Origin of the sequence: Collinsella sp. TM04-29 (genome assembly GCF_003466565.1) — a bacterium.
Lineage (GTDB): Bacteria > Actinomycetota > Coriobacteriia > Coriobacteriales > Coriobacteriaceae > Collinsella.
The window spans coordinates 1,022,101-1,045,059 of the sequence record NZ_QSPW01000001.1 but is presented as its reverse complement, the minus strand read 5'-3'; the positions used below and the strand labels follow the sequence as shown (position 1 = coordinate 1,045,059).

Sequence of the window (22,959 nt, the reverse complement as noted above, 5' to 3'; positions counted from 1 at the left end):
ACTAGTGTTTGATTCTCTGAGCGATCGCCTCAATGACACATTTGACCGCCTGCGCGGCAAGGGTAAGCTGACCGAGGCCGACATCACCTCGGCCATGCGCGACATTCGCATGGCGTTGCTCGAGGCCGACGTCAACTTTAAGGTTGTCAAGGAGTTCGTCGCCAAGACCAAGGAGCGCTGCATGACCGCCGAGGTCATGGAGTCGCTGTCGCCGGCGCAAAACGTCGTCAAGATCGTGCTCGACGAGCTTACCGAGATGCTCGGCTCCACCGAGAGTAAGCTCGTTTTTAGTAACCGCATTCCTAATGTCATCATGCTCGTGGGCCTGCAGGGCTCCGGTAAGACCACGGCGGCCGTAAAGCTGGCCTACCTGCTCAAGAAGCAGGGCCGCTCGCCGCTGCTCGCCGCGTGCGACGTCTACCGTCCCGCCGCAGCCGACCAGCTAGCCACGCTTGGCGGAGAGATCGGCGTGCCGGTCTTCCGCGGCGACGGTGCACACCCGGTCGACATCGCCAAGGGCGCTATTCAGGAGGCCGTCGACCACCTGCGTGACGTGGTCATCGTCGATACCGCCGGTCGTTTGCAGATCGACGAGCAGATGATGCAGGAAGCCGTGGACATCAAGAAGGCCGTCAAGCCCGATCAGGTGCTGATGGTCGTCGATGCCATGACCGGCCAGGATATCGTCAACGTCGTCTCGACCTTCGCCGAGCGCACCGACTTTGACGGCGTGATCATCTCCAAGCTCGACGGCGATGCCCGTGGTGGCGGCGCGCTTTCCGTGCGCCAGGTGACCGGCAAGCCCATCAAGTTCGTGAGCATGGGCGAGAAGCCCGATTCGCTGGAGCCGTTCTACCCCGACCGTATGGCCAAGCGAATCTTGGGCATGGGCGACGTCGTCGGCATCATCGAGAAGGCCCAGGAGGCCGCCGATGCCGAGCAGCTCGAGGCCGCCGAGCGCATGCTGCGCGAGGGCTTTACCATGAACGACATGCTCGACCAGATGAAAGCCGTTAAGAAGATGGGCGGCATGAAGGGCATTCTCGGCATGCTCCCCGGTGGCCAGCGCGCGCTCAACCAGATGGGCGGCAACTTGGACGAGGGCATCTTCGACAAGAACGAGGCCATCATTATGTCGATGACCAAGGAGGAACGCCTGCGCCCCTCCATCATCAACGGCCAGCGTCGCGCCCGCATTGCCAAGGGCGCCGGCGTGACCCCCACCGAGGTCAACAGCCTTATGAAGCAGTGGGGCGAGATGAACAAGATGATGGGACGCATGCGCACGATGGCCAATCAGGCGCAGGCCGGCGGCAAGAAGGGCAAAAAGGGCAAGAAGGGCAAGAAGATGCGCATGCCCAATATCCCTGGCCTGGACGCTATGGGTCTGGGCAGCATGGGCGGCCTGGGTACGGGCGGTCCCAAGTCCGATATGGAGCTGCTGCGCCAGATGGAAGCGCAGATGCGTAATAAGAAATAGAGCTGTAATTCCAGCTTGATATGGCAAAGGCCACTCGGAAGCTACCGGGTGGCCTTTGTTGTTGGCTTTGATTGTTGGATTGCGTTCAGTATCGCGCCCCGAGCTCGCGGTGCCGTGCCGTTAGTGGCAGCCGCAGCCCTCGTGGCCCTCGTGCTCGTGATGGCCGTGGCAGCTGCAGGAATCGCCATGCTCGTGAGTGTGGTCGTGGCCGTGGCCATGGCAGTCGCAGGTGGCCTCGCCGGTCTGCGCGAGCGTGCCGGCAATGAGGGCCTCGACGCAAGCGTCGCAGCTGCCCTGGGCACCTGCGTATACTGTGATGCCGGCTTGGGCAAGCGCGTTGATGGCGCCACCGCCGATGCCGCCGCAGATGAGCGTGTCCACGCCACCGTTGGCGAGCAGGCCCGCAAGGGCACCGTGGCCGGTGCCGTCGGTGCCCACGACCTGCTCGTTGAGTACCTTGCCATCCTGAATGTCGTAGATCTTGAACTGCTCGCTGCGGCCAAAGTGCATAAAGATGTTGCCGTTGTCGTACGTGGTTGCCACCCTCATGGTGTCGACCTCCTTTGCTGGCCATACGGCCGTTGCCGTGGTAATGGGGGAGTACGCAATATTGCCGCCTTCGATGATGAGCGCCCGACCATTGACCAACGCGTTTGCCACCTTGCGATGCGCGCGGCTGCAAATAGCCGCCACCGTGGCGCGCGCGATACCCATCTGCTGTGCGACTGCCTCTTGGTTAAGGCCTTCCAGGTCGCACAGGCGCAGCGCCTCGAGTTCGTCGACCGTCATGTCGATGGCGTCTCCGCTGGCTAGGCCGTCAGGGGTAAAGCCGCGGTATTCGGGGATGATCCCGACGCGGCGCAGTTTTTCGCGTCTTCCTGCCATGTGCTCTCCTTATCTGACATATGTCAACAATAGAATAGCGAACGCGCAGATTTATGCAATGAATTTCTGGCATATGCCAGAAATTGTGGGCTTATGTTTGGGCTGTGGGGCCGCATGTGCCTGGGCTACAATGAATCTCGCTTATAGGCAACTGACAGGAGGGTCAATGAGCAAGGCTGATCAACAGTTTGTAACCATGTGCCGCGATATTCTGGACCATGGCACCACCACCGAGGGCCAAAAGGTCCGCCCGGTGTGGGAGGACGGCACCCCTGCCTATACCATTAAAAACTTTGGCGTCACGGCCCGCTACGACCTGCGTGAGGAGTTTCCGGCGCTTACCCTGCGTCGCACGGCCCTCAAATCTGCCATGGATGAGATCCTATGGATCTATCAAAAGAAGTCCAATAACGTGCATGACCTCAACAGTCATATTTGGGATGAGTGGGCCGACGAGACCGGCTCCATCGGCAAGGCCTACGGGTATCAGATTGGGCAGAAGAGCCATTATGCCGAGGGTGACTTCGATCAGATGGATCGCGTGCTGTACGACCTCAAGAATACGCCGTACAGCCGCCGCATTATGACGAATACCTACGTGTTTAGCGACCTGTCCGAGATGCACCTGTATCCGTGCGCCTACAGCGTGACGTATAACGTGACGCAGCGCCCGCAGGATGATAAACCGACGCTCAACATGATTCTCAACCAGCGCAGCCAGGACATTTTGGCTGCGAACAACTGGAATGTGTGCCAGTACGCCATTTTGCTGATGATGGTCGCGCAGTCGGTCGATATGATTCCCGGCGAGTTGCTGCATGTGATTGCCGATGCCCACATTTACGACCGTCATGTCGATATCGTCCGGGAGCTTATCGAGCGTCCGCAGTTTGCCGCGCCTAAGGTAACGCTTAGCCCCGATGTGCATGACTTCTATGCGTTTACGACCAACGACCTGATTGTCGAGGGCTATGAGCACGGCCCGCAGGTCAAGAACATCCCCATTGCGGTGTAGGTGACGCGCATGACGTGTAAGCTTTCTGCCATTGTCGCCGTGTGCGATGACTGGGGTATTGGGTGCGAGGGCGACATGGTGGTGTCCAACCGTGCCGACATGCGTCATTTTGTGGCGTGCACCAAAGGTTGCCCGGTTATTATGGGGCGCAAGACCCTGCTGAGTTTTCCCGGCGCACGGCCGCTCAAGAATCGTCGCAATATCGTGCTCACGCGCGACGAGGATTTTTCGCCCGAAGGTGTCGACGTGGTGCATAGTATCGGCGAGGCGCTCGCCGCGGTTGCCGATGAGCCCGTTGCCTGGGTGATCGGCGGCGGCGATGTCTATCGGCAGTTTTTGCCGTACTGCGTGGAGGCCGAGGTCACGCATGACCACTGCGTCCATCCCGTGGACACGTACTTTCCCGACTTGGACGCCGATCCCGCGTGGGAAGTTGCGCGGCGCGAAGGGGTTGCCACGATTGCTGCGGGCGAGGGTGACGAAGGCCTCGATTATGAGTTCGTGACGTATCGTCGCGTTGAGGCGTAAATCTCCTATTTGCCCACGGTATTATCGGGTTGGAATGATTGAGGGGCGGCGCTTAGCGTCGCCTCGTTTGGTATAGATGTGCTGTAAAGAAGGGTGCGGGCTGGCTGCTATGACTGATGCCGTTGAGGTGCTGCGAATCGATTCGCTCGAGGACGAGCGGCTCGATGCCTACGTGCGACTGACCGAGCGTGAGCTTCGCTGCGTGCTGGAGCCGCAGAAGGGCATTTTTATCGCCGAGAGCGCCAAGGTCATCGAGCGTGCGGTGCGTGCCGGATACGAGCCGGTGAGCTTTCTTTTGGGCGAACGCTGGCTCGATCAGATGATGCCGCTGTTTGAGCGCCTGGTTGTGCGCGAGGGCGCGGGTCCGGCCCCGGTGTTCGTTGCCTCCATGGAGCTCATGGAGCAGCTGACGGGTTTTAACGTGACGCGCGGTGCGCTCGCGGCATTCCGTCGTCCACGCCAGATTCCGGTAGCCGAGTTCTTGAGTGGCGTCGTCGAGGCGGCGGGTGAGCGCCCGGTGCGCGTGTGCGTGCTCGAGGGCATTGTCGACCACACCAATGTCGGCGCGATTTTCCGCTCGGCGGCTGCGCTGAACGTCGATGGCATTTTGGTGAGCCCCACTTGCTGTGACCCGCTGTACCGTCGCTCGGCCCGCGTGAGCATGGGCACGGTGTTCCAGGTGCCCTGGACGCGCATTGGCAGCGAGGCGCGCGTATGGCCGCATGATGGACTGGCGGCGCTGCACGATGCCGGCTTTTCGTGTGCCGCCATGGCGTTGACGGATGATTCGGTGTCGCTGGACGATCCCGTGCTGCAGGAGATTGACCGCCTAGCGATCTTTATGGGTACCGAGGGTGCCGGCTTGGGCACCAAGACCATTGCCGGCTGCGACCGAGCCGCGCGCATTCCGATGGCGCACGGGGTCGATTCACTCAACGTTGCCGCTGCGAGTGCCGTCGCCTTTTGGCAACTGTGCCCGCATGTGAGCAACGAGTACCACTACCAGCCGGGGCTGTATCACTAGGCAGATATTTCGCACCGGGCTCTGGTTCGGGACGTTTCGGCCGACGTCGGTCGGTGCTAAGCTGGTTTTGGCTTTCGTTTTAAAGTGCCGTTTTGTTGTTTGACGTACGCTGGTGGGGAGGGCGTGTGGCTAAGAAATCTACGGCTATCGATGTAACGCAGGGCGTTATTTGGCAGCAGCTGCTGTCGCTGTGCGTCCCCATCTTCTTTAGTTCGTTCTTTCAGCAGGCATACACGCTTATCGGTACCTATATCGTCGGTCAGTTTGGCGGCAAGCTTGCGCTGGGTGGCATTCAGGCCACGATGGTGCTTACGGAGCTCTGCATTGGTTTTTGCGTCGGTGTTGGTGCTGGATGTGCCGTTATTACCGGCCAGTTTTTTGGTCAGCACGATGACGAGCGCTTGAGCCGATCGGTCCATACGGCCATGACGCTCGCGCTGGTGGGCGGCATTGTCATTTCCATTCTGGGCATGGTGTTTGTCGAGCCGATGCTTGTGCTGATGAATACACCGCATGAGCTGCTGGCCGAGGGTGTGGCGTATGCCCGTTGCTACTTTGCCGCCATGTTTGCGGCGCTGCTGCTCAATATGGGAACGGCGCTGCTGCGCGCCGTGGGCGACACACGCGGTCCTGCTGTGATCATTGCTTCCGGCTGCCTTGTTAATGCGGTGCTGGATGTCATCTTCGTTGCCGTGCTTCATATGGAGGCTCTGGGCTGCGGCATCGCGGTGGCGCTGACCATTTGCTCCAACGCCACGATGATCGTGATTCGTATGATGCACGCTCCGGGTGCGTGGCGGCTTTCACTGTCCAAACTCTGCATTGATCCTGGCATTTGTAAGAGCATGATCTCGTGTGGTCTGCCGCTTGGCTTTCAGTCTGCTGCGTATTCGATTTCCAACGTTTTGATTCAGGTGTCGGTCAACTCGTTTGGTGCCGATGTCACCACGGCGTGGGGTCTTTCGGGCCGTTTGGATGGCATTGTCTGGATGGTTACCGAGGCGCTTGGCGTTTCGATCACCACGTTCTCGGCACAGAACTTTGGCGCGCGCAACTACGAGCGCATGCGCAAGGGCTACCATACGTCGCTTGTGCTGTCGTTTATGCTCATTGGTGGCCTGTCTGCCGTGCTACTGGTGTTCTCGGGTCCGTTGTCGCGTCTGTTTGTCGACGATGCTTCGATTTCGGCCTACACCACGACGATTCTTCATTTCATCGCGCCGTTCTACGCGATCTTCTCGATTATCGAAAACGCGTCCGGCTCCATCCGCGGCGCTGGCGTGAGCTTCCAGCCTATGATGCTCACGATTTTTGGCACCGTCGTGCTCAGGGTGATCTGGGTGTTTGCGATTATGCCGTTCGATCCGTCGCTTGAGCACCTGCTGCTGGTTTACCCCGTAACCTGGCTCATCACGGCCACGATGTTTACCATCTACCACCACAGCGGCAACTGGCTCGGCCGCGCCACCGCCTAATGATCCGTTTTCCTCCGTCCCTTTCGGATCAATTAGTATTCGATGCCTTGGCGGGCTAGGAGGCCTTCGTCGAAGTAGTGTTTGACGGGGCGCATTTCGGTAACTAGGTCGGCAAGGTCGGCGAGGGGCAGCAGGCCGCGGCCGGTGAGCACGAGCTCCGTGGTGGTTGGTTTCATCGCGATCAACGCTTCGACATCTTCGCGCGTTACAAAGCCCCGTCGCATGGCCTCGCCGAGTTCATCCAAAATCAGAACGTCGACCTGTGATATCTGCTCGCGCGCCAGCTCCATGATCTGTGCGGCACAGGCTTCGGGCGTGTCGCGGTCGGCTTGTACGATGCGCAGACCTAAACGGGGCGCCGCATCATGCTCGGCGCAGTGCAGCTTCTTGGCAAACTGCAGCATAAGCACGTTAAGTCCATAGCCCCTGGCGCGCAGTGCAAGCCCCAGCGCAGCCGTCGTCTTGCCCTTGCCGTCGCCCGTGTAGATCTGAACCTTGCCGACTTCCAGTGATGCCATCTCTGTCCTTTCGTGCCCGGCGTCGGTTTATCGTCGCTCGGGTTGGGTATTCTAGAAAGCATTATCAACCCCAGTAGATGGAGTTCAAGCAGATGGAGATGGATGACAACAAACGTAGACGGAATATGATTCTCTACGTGCTCATCGCCTTCGTCGTCTACCTCGTGCTCTCGACCGTTCTGTTCCCCAACATCGGTCACACGCAGCAGATTACGAAGACCGATTACTCGACGTTTGTCAAAGCGCTTGATAAGAAGAGCGTCGACAAGGTCGAGTACAACACTGACGATTACACGATTTATTACACTAAAAAGGGCGAGGACGAGAACATCGCCTACAAGACGACCGGTGTGCCGAATGACGCGGGCTTTACCGATCGCGTGCTTGAGTCTGGCGCTTCGCTGGAGTCGGTCGTTCCCGACAAGAGCTCGGGCCTGATGACCTACTACCTGATTACGCTCATTCTTCCCATGGCGATTTTCTTCCTGATTGGCTGGTGGCTCAACCGCCGCATGAAGAAGGCTATGGGCGATGACGGCCCGTCGATGAACTTTGGCGGCGGTGGTTTTGGCGGCGGCGGATTGGGTAAGTCCGGCGCGCGCGTGATCGCCTCCAAGGACGTGGGCGTGACCTTTAAGGACGTCGCCGGCCAGGAAGAGGCCAAGGAGTCCCTCAAGGAGGTCGTCGACTTTCTGGAGAAGCCGCAGCGCTACGAGGAGATCGGCGCCAAGCTGCCGCGCGGCGCTCTTCTTGTGGGCCCTCCGGGCACTGGTAAGACCCTGCTTGCCAAGGCTGTGGCCGGCGAAGCTGGTGTTCCGTTCTTTAGTATTTCTGGTTCTGAGTTCGTCGAGATGTTCGTCGGCCGTGGCGCTGCCAAGGTGCGCGATCTGTTTAAGCAGGCCAAGGAAAAGGCCCCGTGTATCGTCTTTATCGATGAGATCGATACCATCGGTAAGAAGCGTGACGGCGGTGGCTTTAGCGGCAACGACGAGCGCGAGCAGACGCTCAACCAGCTGCTGACCGAGATGGACGGCTTCGATAACCACAAGGGTATCGTTGTGCTTGCCGCAACCAACCGTCCCGACAGCCTCGATCCCGCCCTGTTGCGCCCCGGTCGTTTTGACCGCCGCATCCCCGTTGAGCTGCCCGACCTGACCGGACGTAAGAACATTCTTGAGCTGCATGCCAAGAGCGTGAAGACGCAGCCGCCGATCGACCTGACCGCGATTGCCCGCGCCACGCCCGGTGCCTCGGGCGCCGACCTGGCCAATATCATCAACGAGGGCGCGCTGCGTGCCGTCCGCGAGGGTCGCAAGCGCGCGACTCAGGATGACTTTGAGGAGTCGGTGGAGGTCGTCATCGCCGGCCAGCAGCGTAAGTCCACGGTTCTGTCCGACCACGAGAAACAGGTCGTGTCCTATCACGAGATCGGCCATGCCATCGTTGCCGCCCGCCAGAAGGGTTCTGCGCCGGTTACCAAGATCACCATCGTGCCGCGTACGAGCGGTGCTCTGGGCTACACCATGCAGGTCGAGGAGGATGAGCGCTTCCTGACCACGCGCCAGGAAGTCCTGGACAAGCTCGCTGTCTATTGCGGTGGCCGTGCAGCCGAGGAGCTTATCTTTGGCGAGATGACGACCGGCGCCGCCAACGATATCGAGCAGGCCACCAAGCTCGCCCGCAACATGGTGACGCGCTTTGGTATGTCCGAAGAGTTTGGCATGATGGCGCTCGGTACCGTTCAGAATGCCTACCTCAACCAGGACACGTCGCTCACCTGTGCCCCCGGTACGGCCGAGCGCGTCGACGCGATCGTCGCCAAGCTGATTGAGGATGCGCACGACCGCGCCCTGCAGATCCTCAAGGAGAACAAGTTTAAGCTCCATGAGCTGGCTCGTTATCTGTACAAGAAGGAGACGATCACGGGCGAGGAGTTCATGAATCTCCTCACGCGCGAGAATCCACTGATGCCAAAGCAGCAGTAAAGCCGCGGCCGAGCCAGTAAACGCCGACGCCCCATTTGAGCAGCTTTCTCAAATGGGGCGTTTTGCTTGAGAGGGATGGAAATGAAGATCGTGGTAAGCGCCTGTTTGATGGGCGAGAGCTGCAAGTATAACGGGCTCGACAATTACCACCGCGCGTTGGTCGAGGCTTGCGAGCGTACGGGGACCGAGGTGCTCCTCGTATGCCCCGAGGTTTTTGGCGGTCTGCCCACGCCGCGCGACCCGTCCGAGATCGTGGGCTGTGAGGTTCGCACCCGCGAGGGCGTGTCGGTTGATCGCGAGTTTCGCCATGGTGCCCAACGCGCGCTCGATATGTGCGAGCACTTTGGCGGCCCGTCCGAGATCGCTGCGTGCATCTTGCAGGACCGTAGTCCCTCGTGCGGCGCGGGCCGCATCTACGACGGAACATTCAGCGGCACCCTTACAGCGGGCAACGGCGTTTTCGTCGATCTGTTGCTGCGTCACGGGTACCGTGTGATTCCGGCTAGCGAGTTCGATCCCAGCATGCTGGAGCATTGTCCATAGCACTCGAACCCAGCACTTCCTCACGGGTGACCGTTTTGGCATCATCCGTGAAGTTGATATTGAGTACGACCCGGTCATCAAAGACGTAGACCGAGTTGACAGGCGCCGTACCCAGGCAGCCCCTCCCCGCGGCCCTCGCGCAGGAACGCGCACGCGGCCTTCCCGTCTCTTGCGCCCCTCCCGGAACTGTCCACATCAGTGTAGCCAATCCAGTCCGCAAAGGGCTGCAGCCCGGACAACGCGGCGATGGAGGGCTTCTTCGGCCTGCTCAAGAAGGAGTTCTGGCACGGCCGGGACTGGTCGGACTGGACCCCCCGCCCGCTTCATCGAGGAGCTCGGGGGCTGGATCGGTCGATATAATACGGAGAGGCGCAGCGATGCGCTCGGTGGCCGCACGCCGGCTGAGTTCCGCTCCGCGCTGGGAAGGGCCGCGTGACGGTCCATGAAATCATCCGCAGTCCCCATTCTTGCCCCTTTGGGACAGCTTCTTGTTGGGGCGTGCCTGCCCCAAACCCTGCTAGGAACGAGTACAGCTAACTGGAATTTTCAAATTAGTCTTTGCAAATTACCTTTGAACCTTCACCATCAATTACAATTCCCTGACGGTTGTTAATTGGGCATAGATTCAAATCCGAAAACTCAGCCATTATTTTCTCGGTAACTTTCTTAAATGGTGCTGTGAGATAATGCGGAAGAACATAGAAATCAATCAAATAAAGCCCTGAATCATCTTCTTGTGAGTAGTCCTCCGGCATTTCATCCATTTGCTCGATATATTGGATGCTTGGAGCGCATACAATCGCACCTGCCGATTCACCAATCATCAGTTTTCCCTTTGCCAATTCTTTCTTCAACAGCTCATCCGTTCCCGTTTTACGGAGCTGGTCTATAAGGAAAAAAGAATTTCCGCCGGTAAAATAGATCACATCCGCATCTTCAAAAAGAGACTGTATCGTTGAATAAGCCTCCGTTGAAATATCAATTTCAGTTACGATTGCTCCCAACTTTTTGAATAATTTTCGAGCCGAGCCGACATAACCGGTGTAGCCTTCACGCAGCGAAGCTGTTGGAATAAATGCGACTTTTTTATTTTCAATTTCTTCCTTTATCAGACTTCCTACACTTGAAAAGTGAGAACATAAAAACAGTTTCATCACTATTCTCCTTTATATATAAATTCTAATTTGTTGAACTAAGCCGTGTATACCATACTCTCCAATGGAAGAACGCCCTGATATAGCGAAATTTTGCCGTTTTCCAGCGTACGTGCGTACACACTCCACAGGAATTCTAAGGGGCCTGCCCTCTTAGCACACGGACTTTGGAACAAAGTCTAGTGTGTTACGCCTTGCCAGGGGTGTACAGGCTCCCGGTATGTACGTACGAAGCAATTGCCATCAATGCGCCATATAAGTGGCGATCAAGTTCGCACAAAGCGACCTTGATCCCGCAAAACAAAAGGCAGGATACCATCACCACGATGATACCCTGCCTTTGTTCGTTCCTGTTTACCGTTCCGAGTAGTCCTTCCGTAGAATTTCCGATAAACAAAAAACGTATCCGAACCCTTTCTCGTAAAGAACCGGGTTCGAGTACGAACTGAATGGTGGAGCAATAAAAAACCACCACAAAAGGTGCCTGTCCCCTTTGTGGTGGTTTTGGGCTGGGCCTAGAGCGTGTGGCCGTAGGCGTTGGCGGCCTTGATGGCGGCGGCGAACTTTTCGTCGGTGAAGGGCTCGGGGTTTCCCTGCTTCCATTCGTTGGTGGCGTGCGCGTATTCACACAGGGCGGGGATATCGGCCACGGAAAGCCCGACCTGCTCAAGCGTTACGGGCAGCCCCATCTGCTTGTTAAAGGCGGCGTAGCGCTCAAGGTTCTCGGTGTCGCCCGTGTAGGCAAAAAGCACGAGCACACCCAGGCTCACGACCTCGCCGTGCAGGTAGGTGCCCTCGCGCGGAGTGCTGCACGTGGCGTTGTAGAACGCATGCGCCACGCTCGAGTTGTAGTAGTAATCGTTTTGGTTGGTCAGGTTGGAGACATAGCCTGTGTTGACCACGATATCGAGCGCGATTTGCTTGACGGCCTCGGAGGATAGGTCCTGGCGGACGTCCTCAAGACCCCGCACGCCATAGGTAAACAGCGGCTCGGAGCAGGTGTGTGCGAGCGCCAGGCCAAGCCCGGCGGTGTGCTCCAGGTTACCGGCGCTCGTGGCGTACTCGACCTCGGGCTGCTTGGACAAGGCATCGCCCACGCCGGCCCAGAAGTATTCCGCCGGTGCCTCGGCGATGATCTTGGGGTTGATGAAAATGTGCGCGGGGCGGTTGGGGTACGAATAGCCCTCGAGCGAGCCGTCGTCGTTGTAGACAACGGCAATGGCGGTCGCGGCCGAGCAATTGGAGCAAATCGTCGGTACCGTAAAGACGATCTTCTTGAGCTCGATGGCCGCCGTTTTGACGGTGTCGAGCGCCTTGCCGCCACCGCATGCGATGAGCACGTCGGCCTCTTGGCAGGCGGGGGAGTTCACGACCTTGGCGATATTGGTGCGCGTACTGTTGGTGCCGTAGACGCGCGTCTCCAGAATCTCGACATCGGTGCCTGCCAGCGCCGCCGCGATACCCGGCAGCGCCGCAGCCAGGGCTCGCTTGCCGCCAATGATGGCGACCTTGGTCGCTCCGTACTCTGCCAGTGCGGCGGGCAGCTCGTCAAAGCAGTCCTCGCCGACGGTGTAGTCGCTCATTCCAAGCGTGCGCATAGCGGCCTTCTTTCGTTCGATAAAGTGCTTTCAGGTATTTTGCTCCAAGTGAGTGCTTGCGACCGCGAGAAGTTTCTAAAGTATGAAACCGATGTTGAGGGTTTTTCGCCGGCGTTGACCGTGCTACCATACAGCGCATAAGCGTTGATGGGGACGAGTAGTCGGCCGTCCGCATGCTACAGAGAGCGGGGAGCGCTGAGAACCCGTGCATGCGACCGATGAAAATCACCCCGGAGCTGCGGTCCCAACGGACGTGCCGCGCAGGTTCGTCTTAGTAGACATCGCCGAGATGGTCGTCGATACAGACCAGCCGAGTAACGGATGCGAGCGCGCAAATACGCGGGCGAGGGCATCTAAGCTGGGTGGTTAAGCGAAGAGCTTTTGCGGGCGCACAGCCCGTTTTGTGGCGCTTCGTCCCAGCTTGTAGGGACGGGCGCTTTTTTGGTGCCCAGAGGGCGTGCGCGCCCATGACATGAAAGGGGTACCGTGGCAAACGAGTACAAGCAGACGATGAATCTGCCTAAAACCGGATTTCCCATGCGTGCCGGTCTTTCCAAGTCCGAGCCCAAGCGACTCAAGGACTGGCAGGACAACAAGGTCTACGAGCAGGTTCTGAAGAAGAACGAGGGTCACAAGAAGTTCGTGCTGCACGACGGCCCTCCGTACGCCAACGGCCCGATCCACATCGGCCACGCCATGAATAAGATCTCCAAGGACATGATCAACCGTTACTGGATGATGCAGGGCTATGAGGTCCCCTTTGTCCCCGGTTGGGACTGCCACGGTCAGCCGATTGAGCACAAGGTCGAGGAGAAGCTCGGCACCGAGAAGTTCAACCAGACCTCCACGGCCAAGATCCGCGAGCTTTGCAATAAGTTCGCTGTCGAGAACATCGAGCTCCAGAAGGCCGGTTTCCGTCGCCTGGGCGTGCTCGGTGATTGGGACAACCCGTATCTGACGCTCTATCACCAGCATGACGCCGCTGATATCGAGGTCTTTAAGGCCATGTTCGATAAGGGCATGATCTATCGCGGCCACAAGCCGGTTCACTGGTGCAAGCACTGCCACACCGCGCTGGCCGAGGCCGAGATCGAGTACTCCGACGAGACGAGCCCGTCCATCTTCGTGCGCTTTGAGATGACCTCCAAGCCCGCCGGCCTCGAGGACTTCGACGGCCCGGTCGACTTCATCATCTGGACGACCACCCCGTGGACCATCCCTTCCGACCAGGCCGTTTCCCTCAAGCCCGGCGCCGCCTACGTTGCCGTTGAGCACGACGGCCGCGCCGAGGTCATGCTCGAGGACCTGGCTCCCAAGTGCTGCGAGGAGTTTGGCTGGGAGTACACCCCGGTGATGGTCGACGGCAAGCCCTATGTGGTTCCCGCCGAGACCTTCCACCACATCCACTACAAGCAGCCGATCTTTGATGGTGTCGAGGGCGTGGCGCTGCTGGCCGATTACGTCGGTGTCGATGACGGTACCGGTATCGTCCACAACTCGCCCGGCCACGGCGTCGATGACTACTTCGCCTGCCTCAAGGAGGGCATCACCGACATCTGCATGCCGGTCGATGACGACGGCAAGTTCTACACCGGCGAGGAGTTTGGCACCGGTGGTCCCTTCAGCGGTATGGACACCGATGAGGCCAACCCGCACATCATCGAGTTCCTGCGCGAGCACGGCACCCTGGTCCTCGAGAAGAAGATCACGCACAGCTATCCGCACTGCTGGCGCTGCAAGCACCCGGTGCTCTTCCGTGCTACCGACCAGTGGTTTGTCTCGATGGACAAGACCGGTCTGCGCGAGCAGGCTGGCAAGGAGGTCCGCGAGAACGTCACGTGGTATCCGGCCCATGCCGCCAACCGTATTGACGCCATGGTCGAGCAGCGTCCCGACTGGTGCATCAGCCGTCAGCGTAACTGGGGTGTGCCGATCCCCAGCTACACCTGCGCCGACTGCGGCGAGAAGGTCATGAACGACGTCACACTCGACGCCGTCATCAAGCTCTTCCACGAGAAGGGCTCCGACGCCTGGTTTACCGATGCTCCCGAGAGCTACCTGGGCGAGGCCTGCGTCTGCCCCAAGTGCGGCGGCCATCACCTCAAGGCCGATAAGGACATCCTCGACGTGTGGTGGGATTCCGGCGTCTCCTGGAAGGCCGTCTGCGAGTACCGTCCCGAACTGGAGTATCCGGCGGATGTGTACCTTGAGGGCTCCGACCAGCACCGCGGTTGGTTCCAGAGCTCGCTGCTCACCTCGGTGGGCGCCAACGGCCACGCTCCGTACAAGGCGGTCGTCTCGCAGGGCTTCACCCTCGACGGCCAGGGCCGTAAGATGTCCAAGTCGCTCGGCAACGTCATCGACCCCAACAAGGTCTGCGACGAGATGGGCGCCGACATCATCCGTCTGTGGGTTGCCTCCGTCGACACCAGCTCCGACGTCTCCATTGACCACGAGATTCTCGCTCGTACGTCCGATGCCTACCGTCGTTTCCGCAACACGCTGCGTTTTCTGCTCTCCGAGCTCGAGGGTCAGTTTGAGCCCGAGACCGACGGCGTCGCCTTTGCCGACCTGCTGCCGCTCGACAAGCTCATGGTTGCCCGCCTGACCCAGGTCCAGGCCGAGGTTGACGACGCCTACGCCAGCTACGAGTTCCCGCGCGCTTACCGTGCGCTCTACGACTTCGTGGTTACCGAGCTCTCCAACGTGTACCTCGACGCCCTGAAGGACCGTCTGTACTGCGACAAGCCCGGCTCGCTCGAGCGCCGCAGCGCCCAAACCGTGCTCGCCGAGCTCTTCTCGATGCTCATGCGCGACCTGCAGCCGATCCTGTCCTACACGGTCGACGAGGCCATGGCCTATGCGCCTGCCGGCTGCGTCGATCACCAGAAGTACGCCGCGCTGCTCGATTGGTACAAGTCGCCCATCACGGTCGACGAGGCCAATGGGTTCGAGGGCGTGCTCGAGGCATCACTCGAGCTCCGTAGCGCCGTGACCAAGGCCCTTGAGGATGCCCGCTCCGCCGGCACCTTCACTAAGAGCCAGCAGGTCCGCGTCAAAGCGGTCGTTCCCGCCGAGATGTACGCGCTGCTGACCGGCGACAAGGCGGTCGACCTGGCCGAGTTCTACATCGTCTCCGATGTTGAGCTGACCCAGGGTGAGGAGCTCTCCGTTGCCATCGAGGCCGCCGAGGGTGAGTGCTGCGACCGTTGCTGGAACTACCGCACCACCGTCGGTGAGTACAACGGTCACGCTCACATTTGCAAGCGCTGCGCGAATGCCCTTTAAGGCACGGTAACTCGGCATTTTAGTTATAGGGAGAATTTAGGCGCCTTCGGCCCATTTGCTCCGCTGAAGAAAAGCGACATTCCGTTATCCGGAATGCCGCTTTCTTTTATGCTGGTTATTTCTCTGACGTTAGCGAATGTGTCGTGCGCTCAACGTGTGGCAATATAAGATGGTAATTTGCGTTAAACGGAATTTGATTATTTGAGGGTAGGGGATTTCTTTGGGTCGTGGTGCGGATATGACGCCGCCTTTGCGTTGGCGGTTGGGTGTTGCTGGTGGGGTGGCGTTCGTTGTGCTGCTTGTTGACCAGCTGACTAAGCTTGCGGTTCGTGTCGTGGGCGATGCTCTGCATATGACCGTTATTCCTGGTGTGATTGACTTTCTGTTTGTCCGCAATATCGGAGCTGCCTTTAGTATGGGCGAGGGTCATGGCGTAGCATTTGCTGTGCTGGCACTTGTCGTCATCATTGCTATCGCAGTGTACCTGGTTCGTGCGCCTCAGCTCGCTCGCCTAGAAGTTGTTGGCATGGCTATGGTTGCGGGCGGCGCTATCGGCAATGCAATCGACCGTCTCGCCTTTGGGTTCGTGACCGATTTTATTGCCACCACCTTCATTGATTTCCCTGTCTTTAACGTTGCCGATATCGGTATTACGGTCGGTGTCGTGCTGGCGCTCATCGGCTACATGTTCTTGAGCCCTGCCGCTCGTGAGGTCGATGCGACCGCCGAGCTCAACGCCCGTGACGAGGCCCGGGCCAAACGTAAGGCCAAGCAGCGTGGGGAGCGTGCCCGCAAGATTCGCGAAAGGAATGAGCGCTAATGGCCGACATCCATATTCTTGTTGCCGACGACGCTGTCGGTCAGCGTCTCGACGCCTATCTGGGTGCCAACGACGGCTGTCCCACACGTTCTGCCTGCGCGCATCTGATTGAGGGCGGCGCCGTCGTCGTCAACGGCGAGACCTGCCTTTCCAAAAAGTATGCCGTGCGCTCCGGCGACCGCATCTCGGTCGACCTGCCCGAGCCGCACGACCCGGCCGATGTGATTCCCGAGGCCATTCCTCTCGATATTCGCTATGAGGACGACTATCTCATCGTGCTCTCTAAGCAGCGCGGCCTGGTGTGCCATCCAGCCCATGGCCACGAGAGCGGCACCCTGGCGAACGCCTTGGTCTACCACTGCGGCATCGAGCATCTTGGTACCGTGCAGGGCGAGGACCGCCCCGGTATCGTGCATCGTTTGGATCGCGATACCTCGGGCCTTATGCTCGCGGCAAAAGACGACGATACCCAGCGAGCGCTTCAAAATCTTATACGCACGCGCACGCTCGACCGTCGCTATATTACCCTCGTCCACGGGTACATCGCCATGGACGAGGGTACCATCAACACTGGAATTGCCCGATCGACGCGCGACCGCGTGAAGATGGCGGTTTCCGATGATCCTTTTGCACGCCAGGCCATCACGACCTTTAAGGTCCTTGAGCGCTTTGATACCACGCGTTTCGACGACGGCTATACGCTCGTCGAGTGTCACCTGTTTACCGGCCGCACGCATCAGATTCGCGTACACATGCGCCATATCAACCACGCCTGTGTGGGCGACCCGCTCTACGGCAAGTGCGATGTACGTGCCGATCAGGGTCTGACCAGGCAGTTCCTGCATTCATGGCGCGTGGCGTTCGATCATCCCGTGACGGGGGAACGCATTGAGTGCCGTGACGAGCTACCGTGGGATCTTGCGGCGGTTTTGGATGATCTGGCCCCGCGTTCGTTCGGTCGCACTGCCGCTGGCGCCGAAATCGTCCCGCAGCTCGGTCTGCTCGAAGCCTAGCCAGTATTAGGTTGTTTCTTGAACTCGGTAAGCCTGCGGTAAGATATACGGTTGTCTACGTTACGCGTTCCCGGGAGCCTGCATGCTCGCCTTTTTACAAATCAACACACCCATCGTGATCTTCAACCAGATTGTCTTTACGCTGTTCACGGTCTGCTTTTTGTACCAGGTGGTCTTCTTTATCATCGGTGCCTTTCGTGGCGAGGTCGCGCCTCCCAAGGCCAAAAAACGCCACCGCTACGCCTTCTTTATCGCGGCGCATAACGAGGAGGCCGTAATTGCCAACCTCGTGCGCTCCATCAAGGATCAGGATTATCCGTCCGAGCTTATCGAGGTCTTCGTGGTCGCCGATGCCTGCACCGACAACACGGCGGAGCTTGCGCGCGAGGCCGGCGCCATTGTCTATGAGCGCAATGACCTTGCTCGTAAGGGCAAGAGCTGGGTCATGGACTTTGGCTTCGATCGCATTCTCAACGAGTATCCCGACACCTTTGAGGGCTATTTTATTTTCGATGCCGATAACGTCATTTCCCGTGATTACGTTTCCAAGATGAACGACGCTTTTGACCAGGGTTTTCATGTGGTCACCAGCTACCGCAACTCTAAGAACTTCGGTAGTTCGTGGATCTCTTCGGCCAACGCCACGTGGTATCTGCGCGAGGCCCGTTTCCTCAACAACGCGCGTAATATTTGCAAGACGTCCTGCGCTGTCTCGGGTTCGGGCTACCTCATTTCTGCCAGCGTGATCGAGGGTATGCACGGCTGGCAGTTCCACACGCTGACTGAGGACATTCAGTTCACCACGTTCTGCGCCATTCACGGTATTCGCATCGGTTATGCACCGGCGGAGTTTTTTGACGAACAGCCCGTGACGTTCAAGGCTTCTTGGAAGCAGCGCATGCGTTGGACTAAGGGCTTCTACCAGGTGTTCTTTACCTACGGTAAGCACCTGGTCAAATCGACTTTCCGCTATCATCGTTTTGCCGCCTACGACATGTTCATGACGATCGCCCCGGGTATGCTGCTATCGCTCATCTCGATGCTCGCCAATGCGACCTTCCTCATTGTAGGTGGTCTTTCGCACGGCTTCTTGGCCACCGAGGTCGAGATGCAGGCGTGTGCCGCTTCGCTCATTATGACTTTTGCCATGATGTATCAGACGTTCTTTACCATGGCGCTCCTTACGACCGTCTTCGAGTACAAGCACATTCATTGCGCGCAAAAGTGGCGTCTGGTGACCAACCTGTTTACCTTCCCGATCTTTATGTTCAGCTATATCCCCATCACGGTGGCTGCACTGTTCCTCAAGGTCGATTGGGTCCCGACGCAACACGCCGTCAACGTTACCCTCGACGAGGTCATGCAAGGCGCCAAATAATCACCACCAAAACCACCACAAAGGGGATAGGCACCTTTGTGGTGGTTTTTGCTTTTGCGATGCAGCTCGAGGAGGTACTCGATGGTCTATATCCCTTTTTGGATATGCATCTTTGCCGGTGCGGTGACTGATCTCCGTGAGCGGCGGTTTCCCAATGAGCTTGCGGCCGCGTGTGCGGTGGCGGCGTTTGCAGGCGTTTGGCTCGACAGGGGCGTTAACACGGCGCTTGACCACGCCGGTCTTGCGGTTATTGTCTACCTTGTCCTCGTGCTTACTGAGTCACTCTGGCGTTGTGTTCGCCACACCCCAGGTATCGGCATGGGGGACGCCAAGGCGCTCTTCGCGCTTTGCACGCTCAACCCTATGGGCGGCATCGCGGCATTTGCCGTCGCGCTCCTGGTCCTTGCCCTCTCCTGCCTCTTCACAAAATCGCGCTCCCTGCCATTGCTCCCGTTTTTGGTGCCGATTTTTGCCATAATCGAGGTCGTGGGCTGCACATTGTAACCGATTGCGCATCCTTCTTAAGGAGCATGCCATGGCAACTAATCAAGAAACGGCCGTCATTAAGGCGCGCATGGACCGTATTCCCTCGGCGTTGTCGCCCGAACTTGTCGAGCGCATTTCTGCCGATCGTGCTTCGGGCTATGTCAACCCCTATCGCTGCAACGATGATCAGGTCATTCGTCGTATTGATCGCGCTGTCGACAAAGGCACGCTTATGCGTCCGGCGTTTATGCGCGATACCGAAAAGATTCTTCATCTTCCGGCGTACACGCGTTATGCAGGCAAAACGCAGGTCTTTAGCTTCCGCAGCAACGATGACCTGTCGCGCCGCGGTCTGCATGTGCAGCTTGTCTCGCGCATCGCTCGCGATATCGGTCGCGCCCTAGGTCTCAACTGCGATCTGATCGAGGCGATTGGCCTGGGCCATGACTTGGGACACACGCCTTTCGGCCATGCCGGTGAGCGCTTTCTCAACGATATCTATCACGAGCGTACCGGCCGCTTCTTTTTCCATAACGTGCAGTCGGTACGCGTGCTCGATGCGCTGTATGGCCGCAACGTGTCGCTCCAGACGCTCGATGGCGTGTTGTGCCATAACGGCGAGTACGAGCAGCGCGTGTTTGAGCTGTCACACATGGTATCCTTTGGCCAGTTCGACCGGACGGTTGAGGACTGTATCGCCACGGGCTATAGTGCGGTTGAGCACCTGCGCCCCATGACGCTTGAGGGCTGCGTGGTGCGTATCTCGGATATCCTCGCCTACGTCGGTCGCGATCGTCAGGACGCCATTGCGGCGGGCCTGCTCGACCCCGACGCTTTTGACGATGGTCGGGGCGGCGCCTACAACAGCTGGATCCTCACGCATGCTTCCATCGATATCGTCGAGCATAGCTACGGCAAGCCTCGTATCGAGATGAGCGAGGACTTGTTTGAAGAGATCCGCCGAGCCAAGCGCGAGAACTACGAGAAGATCTACAGCAAGGGCGGTATCGAGGGCGATTCCGAGGCGGAGCTGCGCGAGGCATTCGAAAAGCTCTACGACCGCTGCCTGCAAGATCTTGATAAAGGCGACGAGTCCTCGTACATCTTTAAGCATCATATTTCGCGCATCGAGCAGCAGCTTTCCTACTACGATCGTACGTATGCCTGGCAGGAGGACAAGGATCAAGCGGTGGTGGATTACATCGCGAGCATGACGGACGGCTATTTCTGCGAGCTGACGAGCAAGCTATTCCCTGGTCTGGAGTTTCCGCATCGTACCTATATTAACGAACGGTAGTTCGTATCTTTCCGGTATACTGTTCGTTGAAAACATTTTTGATTGATGTACGGGATGGCTATGGACGACCTTTTTTCTGCTTCGACGCGTGAGCGTTCCTTTCAGAATGCGCCGCTTGCGGTGCGCATGCGCCCCAATTCGCTCGACGAGTATGTGGGCCAGCAAAAGGCCGTCGGTAAGGGCTCGTGGTTGCGTGCCGCAATCGAGCATGACGTGCTATCGAGTGTGATACTGTACGGGCCGGCCGGTACGGGCAAGACGACGCTGGCTCACATTATCGCTAACCATACCAAGAGCGAGTTTGTCGAGGTCAGCGCCGTGACGGGCACCGTAAAGGACCTGCGTCGCGTGATCGACGAGGCAAAGACGCGCCTGAATACGTATGACCGCCGTACCATCTTGTTCATCGACGAGATCCACCGTTTTTCGAAGTCACAGCAGGATGCCCTGCTGCATGCCGTTGAGAACCGTACCGTCATTATGATTGGCGCCACGACCGAGAATCCGTACTTCGAGGTCAACTCCGCGCTGTTGTCGCGTGGGCGCGTGGTAGAGCTTGAGCACTTGAAAGACGAGGATATCGCCACGCTCATTGAGCGTGCGCTCGAGGCACCGCAGGGTTTAAACGGTAAGTTCTCGGCCGATGAGGATACCGTCAAGACCATTTGCACGCTGGCCGCGGGTGATGCGCGCTCGGCTCTGACGACCCTTGAGCTTGCGAGCGAGATTGCCGTCACGCGTCCCGATACCGAGGGAACGCCAGTGCCGGCGGCGGGGAAGCGTTATCCCATCACCGTGGATGACGTTAAGATTGCCAATCCACGCCGAGGTTTTTCGTATGACAAAAACGGCGACATGCACTATGACATTATCAGCGCGTTCATCAAGTCTATGCGCGGTAGCGACCCCGATGCCACGATCTACTGGCTTGCGCGCATGATCGATGCGGGGGAGGATCCCAAGTTTATCGCCCGACGCATCATGATTCAGGCTTCCGAGGATGTTGGCAATGCCGATCCACAGGCGCTGCTGGTGGCACATGCCGCATTTACATCTGCCGAGGTCATTGGCTATCCCGAGTGTCGCATCAACCTGGCACAGGCTGCGCTCTATGTGTGCCTGGCGCCTAAGTCTAATGCGTGCGAGGCCTCGATCGATGCGGCGCTGGCCGATATCCACAGCAGTGGTCTTCGCGAGGTGCCCAGCTACCTGCGCGATCGCCATCGCCCGGGCAGCGATGAGTACGGTGTGTACAAGTATCCGCATGATTATCCCGAAGGCTGGGTCGATCAGCGCTATTTGCCCGAGGGGCTGGAGCGCGGTGCGTTTTGGCAGCCTGCCGGCCGCGGCTGGGAAGAGTGGCGCGTAGAGCAAAGCGAGCGCGACCGTAGCGGGAATGCTCCGAAGTAGCTGCTGATTATTTTGTCCCACGATCTCACACTTGGCATGTTCGGTCCCCTTTGGGGTACCATGAAGAGCGTCTGTTTTTCGATTCATTTGGGAGGCTTGTATGAGTCCCATTCAAATCGCCTTGGTGCTACTTGCCGTTGCCGGCGTGTGGGCTGTTATCGAGCTCGCGCTCACGCTGCGCAAGACGCGCACCGTCGTTGATTCGCTCGACCAGACGGTGAGCGACCTCAACAACACGCTCGCCGAGGCACAGCCCGTGGTGGCAAAGCTCGATGGCGCCGTTGACGAGCTTACACCGGCACTTGCCCAGGTGGAGCCGCTCCTCAAATCGAGCAAGACTGCCGTTGACGCCCTGACGTCCAACCTTGTTGAGGTTGAGGCGGTCGTTCGCGACATCTCTGAGGTCACGGGCAGTGTGGCCGAGGCCAGCAATGCCGTGTCGAGCGTGACCGACTCTGCGGCCGGTGCCGTGCAGAAACTATTTAACAAGGTGAAGGCTCCTGCAGCCGACGCCGATCGCAAGCTCGCCGCTGCCGCCGAGGCCGAACAGCCTACCGAGCGCGTTCTGATTGGTGAGGCTGAGGACGAGGCCGCCGATGGTGCAGATACGGCTCGGAAGCCCGCAGCCAAGCCTGCTCAGTATTACACCTATACGCCCGCCGAGACCTCCGAGGAGTCCTGCGATGAGTAGCGAAACAACCTGCCCCATTACGCTGAGCGTTGCCGGTGATCCGCGTTTCGCGCGCTTGGTGCGCATGACGGCCGCCAACGTCGGCGCCCTGTGCTCTATGTCCGTCGATCGCATCGAGGATATTCGCATGGCTGCCGAGGAGGCCTTCATCTTTGGGTGCACCGCGGTCGACTGCGACGATATCTCGATCACATTCGATGTCGACGAATCTCATGTGGGAATGACCTTTACCTTTGGCGATCAGGCGACTGTCGATGAGGATGACCAGGCTGCCGTGTATGCCGAACTCATTCTTGCAAGCGTGTGCGATTCCTACGAAAAGACCGCGGCGCCCCTGACGCTTTCCCTCGACCTCAAGGCGGATATCTAAT

At 58.7% G+C, this 22,959-nt stretch carries 20 protein-coding genes; 16 read left to right on the top strand and 4 right to left on the bottom strand.

Features of this window, described 5'->3' with window-relative positions:
* Positions 1-4 precede the first annotated feature (4 nt).
* On the top strand, positions 5-1,480 hold the full coding sequence (ffh, locus tag DXD39_RS04775) for a signal recognition particle protein (RefSeq protein ID WP_117629292.1): 1,476 nt from the start codon (positions 5-7) through the stop codon (positions 1,478-1,480).
* Positions 1,481-1,600: 120 nt separating this feature from the next.
* Here the strand turns inward: ffh and DXD39_RS04770 are convergent, their stop codons facing one another.
* Positions 1,601-2,365 carry a DUF134 domain-containing protein gene (locus DXD39_RS04770; RefSeq protein ID WP_117803291.1) on the bottom strand — a complete coding sequence of 255 codons (765 nt, stop codon included), beginning with the start codon at positions 2,363-2,365 and terminating at the stop codon, positions 1,601-1,603.
* A 166-nt stretch (positions 2,366-2,531) separates the two neighbouring features.
* Here DXD39_RS04770 and thyA point away from each other — a divergent pair, with 166 nt between their 5' ends.
* The 4 genes from thyA (at position 2,532) to DXD39_RS04750 (ending at position 6,407) form a co-directional block, all read left to right on the top strand.
* Positions 2,532-3,380: a thymidylate synthase gene (gene thyA, locus DXD39_RS04765; protein ID WP_117803290.1), complete on the top strand. Its 849-nt coding sequence runs from the start codon at positions 2,532-2,534 to the stop codon at positions 3,378-3,380.
* A gap of 9 nt (positions 3,381-3,389) precedes the next feature.
* A complete protein-coding gene (locus tag DXD39_RS04760) occupies positions 3,390-3,908 on the top strand; it encodes a dihydrofolate reductase (RefSeq protein WP_117803289.1) in 519 nt (172 codons plus the stop codon).
* Positions 3,909-4,017: 109 nt separating this feature from the next.
* Complete coding sequence (locus DXD39_RS04755; protein WP_117803288.1) at positions 4,018-4,932, top strand: RNA methyltransferase; 915 nt, start codon at positions 4,018-4,020, stop codon at positions 4,930-4,932.
* Between the two features lie 125 nt (positions 4,933-5,057).
* Entirely contained in the window at positions 5,058-6,407 is a 1,350-nt protein-coding gene (locus tag DXD39_RS04750) for an MATE family efflux transporter (RefSeq protein WP_117803287.1), read from the top strand.
* Positions 6,408-6,439: 32 nt separating this feature from the next.
* Here the strand turns inward: DXD39_RS04750 and DXD39_RS04745 are convergent, their stop codons facing one another.
* On the bottom strand, positions 6,440-6,925 hold the full coding sequence (locus tag DXD39_RS04745; protein ID WP_117803286.1) for a cob(I)yrinic acid a,c-diamide adenosyltransferase: 486 nt from the start codon (positions 6,923-6,925) through the stop codon (positions 6,440-6,442).
* A 92-nt stretch (positions 6,926-7,017) separates the two neighbouring features.
* Here DXD39_RS04745 and ftsH point away from each other — a divergent pair, with 92 nt between their 5' ends.
* Entirely contained in the window at positions 7,018-8,910 is a 1,893-nt protein-coding gene (gene ftsH, locus DXD39_RS04740) for an ATP-dependent zinc metalloprotease FtsH (protein ID WP_199572061.1), read from the top strand.
* Between the two features lie 81 nt (positions 8,911-8,991).
* Complete coding sequence (locus tag DXD39_RS04735; protein ID WP_117800959.1) at positions 8,992-9,453, top strand: DUF523 domain-containing protein; 462 nt, start codon at positions 8,992-8,994, stop codon at positions 9,451-9,453.
* Between the two features lie 551 nt (positions 9,454-10,004).
* Here DXD39_RS04735 and DXD39_RS04725 read toward each other — a convergent pair.
* Positions 10,005-10,607, bottom strand: coding sequence for a Type 1 glutamine amidotransferase-like domain-containing protein (locus DXD39_RS04725; protein ID WP_117803284.1), 603 nt, complete (start codon positions 10,605-10,607; stop codon positions 10,005-10,007).
* A 515-nt stretch (positions 10,608-11,122) separates the two neighbouring features.
* Positions 11,123-12,205, bottom strand: a complete 1,083-nt coding sequence (locus DXD39_RS04720) for an iron-containing alcohol dehydrogenase family protein (RefSeq protein WP_117803283.1) — start codon at positions 12,203-12,205, stop codon at positions 11,123-11,125.
* A 510-nt stretch (positions 12,206-12,715) separates the two neighbouring features.
* Between DXD39_RS04720 and ileS the strand changes: the two genes are divergently transcribed.
* The 9 genes from ileS (at position 12,716) to DXD39_RS04675 (ending at position 22,958) form a co-directional block, all read left to right on the top strand.
* Positions 12,716-15,493, top strand: coding sequence for an isoleucine--tRNA ligase (gene ileS, locus DXD39_RS04715; RefSeq protein ID WP_369832119.1), 2,778 nt, complete (start codon positions 12,716-12,718; stop codon positions 15,491-15,493).
* Between the two features lie 292 nt (positions 15,494-15,785).
* A complete protein-coding gene (gene lspA, locus DXD39_RS04710) occupies positions 15,786-16,313 on the top strand; it encodes a signal peptidase II (protein WP_233541106.1) in 528 nt (175 codons plus the stop codon).
* The gene (locus DXD39_RS04705) at positions 16,313-17,326 is read left to right on the top strand and encodes an RluA family pseudouridine synthase (protein ID WP_117803281.1); all 1,014 of its coding nucleotides are present in this window, start codon (positions 16,313-16,315) and stop codon (positions 17,324-17,326) included. Before lspA ends, DXD39_RS04705 begins: the two co-directional genes overlap by 1 nt.
* 82 nt (positions 17,327-17,408) lie before the next feature.
* Positions 17,409-18,704: a glycosyltransferase family 2 protein gene (locus DXD39_RS04700; RefSeq protein WP_117803280.1), complete on the top strand. Its 1,296-nt coding sequence runs from the start codon at positions 17,409-17,411 to the stop codon at positions 18,702-18,704.
* Between the two features lie 81 nt (positions 18,705-18,785).
* Positions 18,786-19,208, top strand: a complete 423-nt coding sequence (locus DXD39_RS04695; protein ID WP_117803279.1) for a prepilin peptidase — start codon at positions 18,786-18,788, stop codon at positions 19,206-19,208.
* A 31-nt stretch (positions 19,209-19,239) separates the two neighbouring features.
* The gene (locus DXD39_RS04690) at positions 19,240-20,487 is read left to right on the top strand and encodes a deoxyguanosinetriphosphate triphosphohydrolase family protein (RefSeq protein ID WP_117803278.1); all 1,248 of its coding nucleotides are present in this window, start codon (positions 19,240-19,242) and stop codon (positions 20,485-20,487) included.
* A gap of 60 nt (positions 20,488-20,547) precedes the next feature.
* Positions 20,548-21,897, top strand: a complete 1,350-nt coding sequence (locus tag DXD39_RS04685) for a replication-associated recombination protein A (RefSeq protein ID WP_199572064.1) — start codon at positions 20,548-20,550, stop codon at positions 21,895-21,897.
* Positions 21,898-21,997: 100 nt separating this feature from the next.
* Positions 21,998-22,588: a hypothetical protein gene (locus tag DXD39_RS04680; RefSeq protein WP_117803276.1), complete on the top strand. Its 591-nt coding sequence runs from the start codon at positions 21,998-22,000 to the stop codon at positions 22,586-22,588.
* Positions 22,581-22,958: an ATP-binding protein gene (locus DXD39_RS04675; protein ID WP_117583445.1), complete on the top strand. Its 378-nt coding sequence runs from the start codon at positions 22,581-22,583 to the stop codon at positions 22,956-22,958. Before DXD39_RS04680 ends, DXD39_RS04675 begins: the two co-directional genes overlap by 8 nt.
* The last annotated feature ends 1 nt before the right edge of the window (position 22,959 follow it).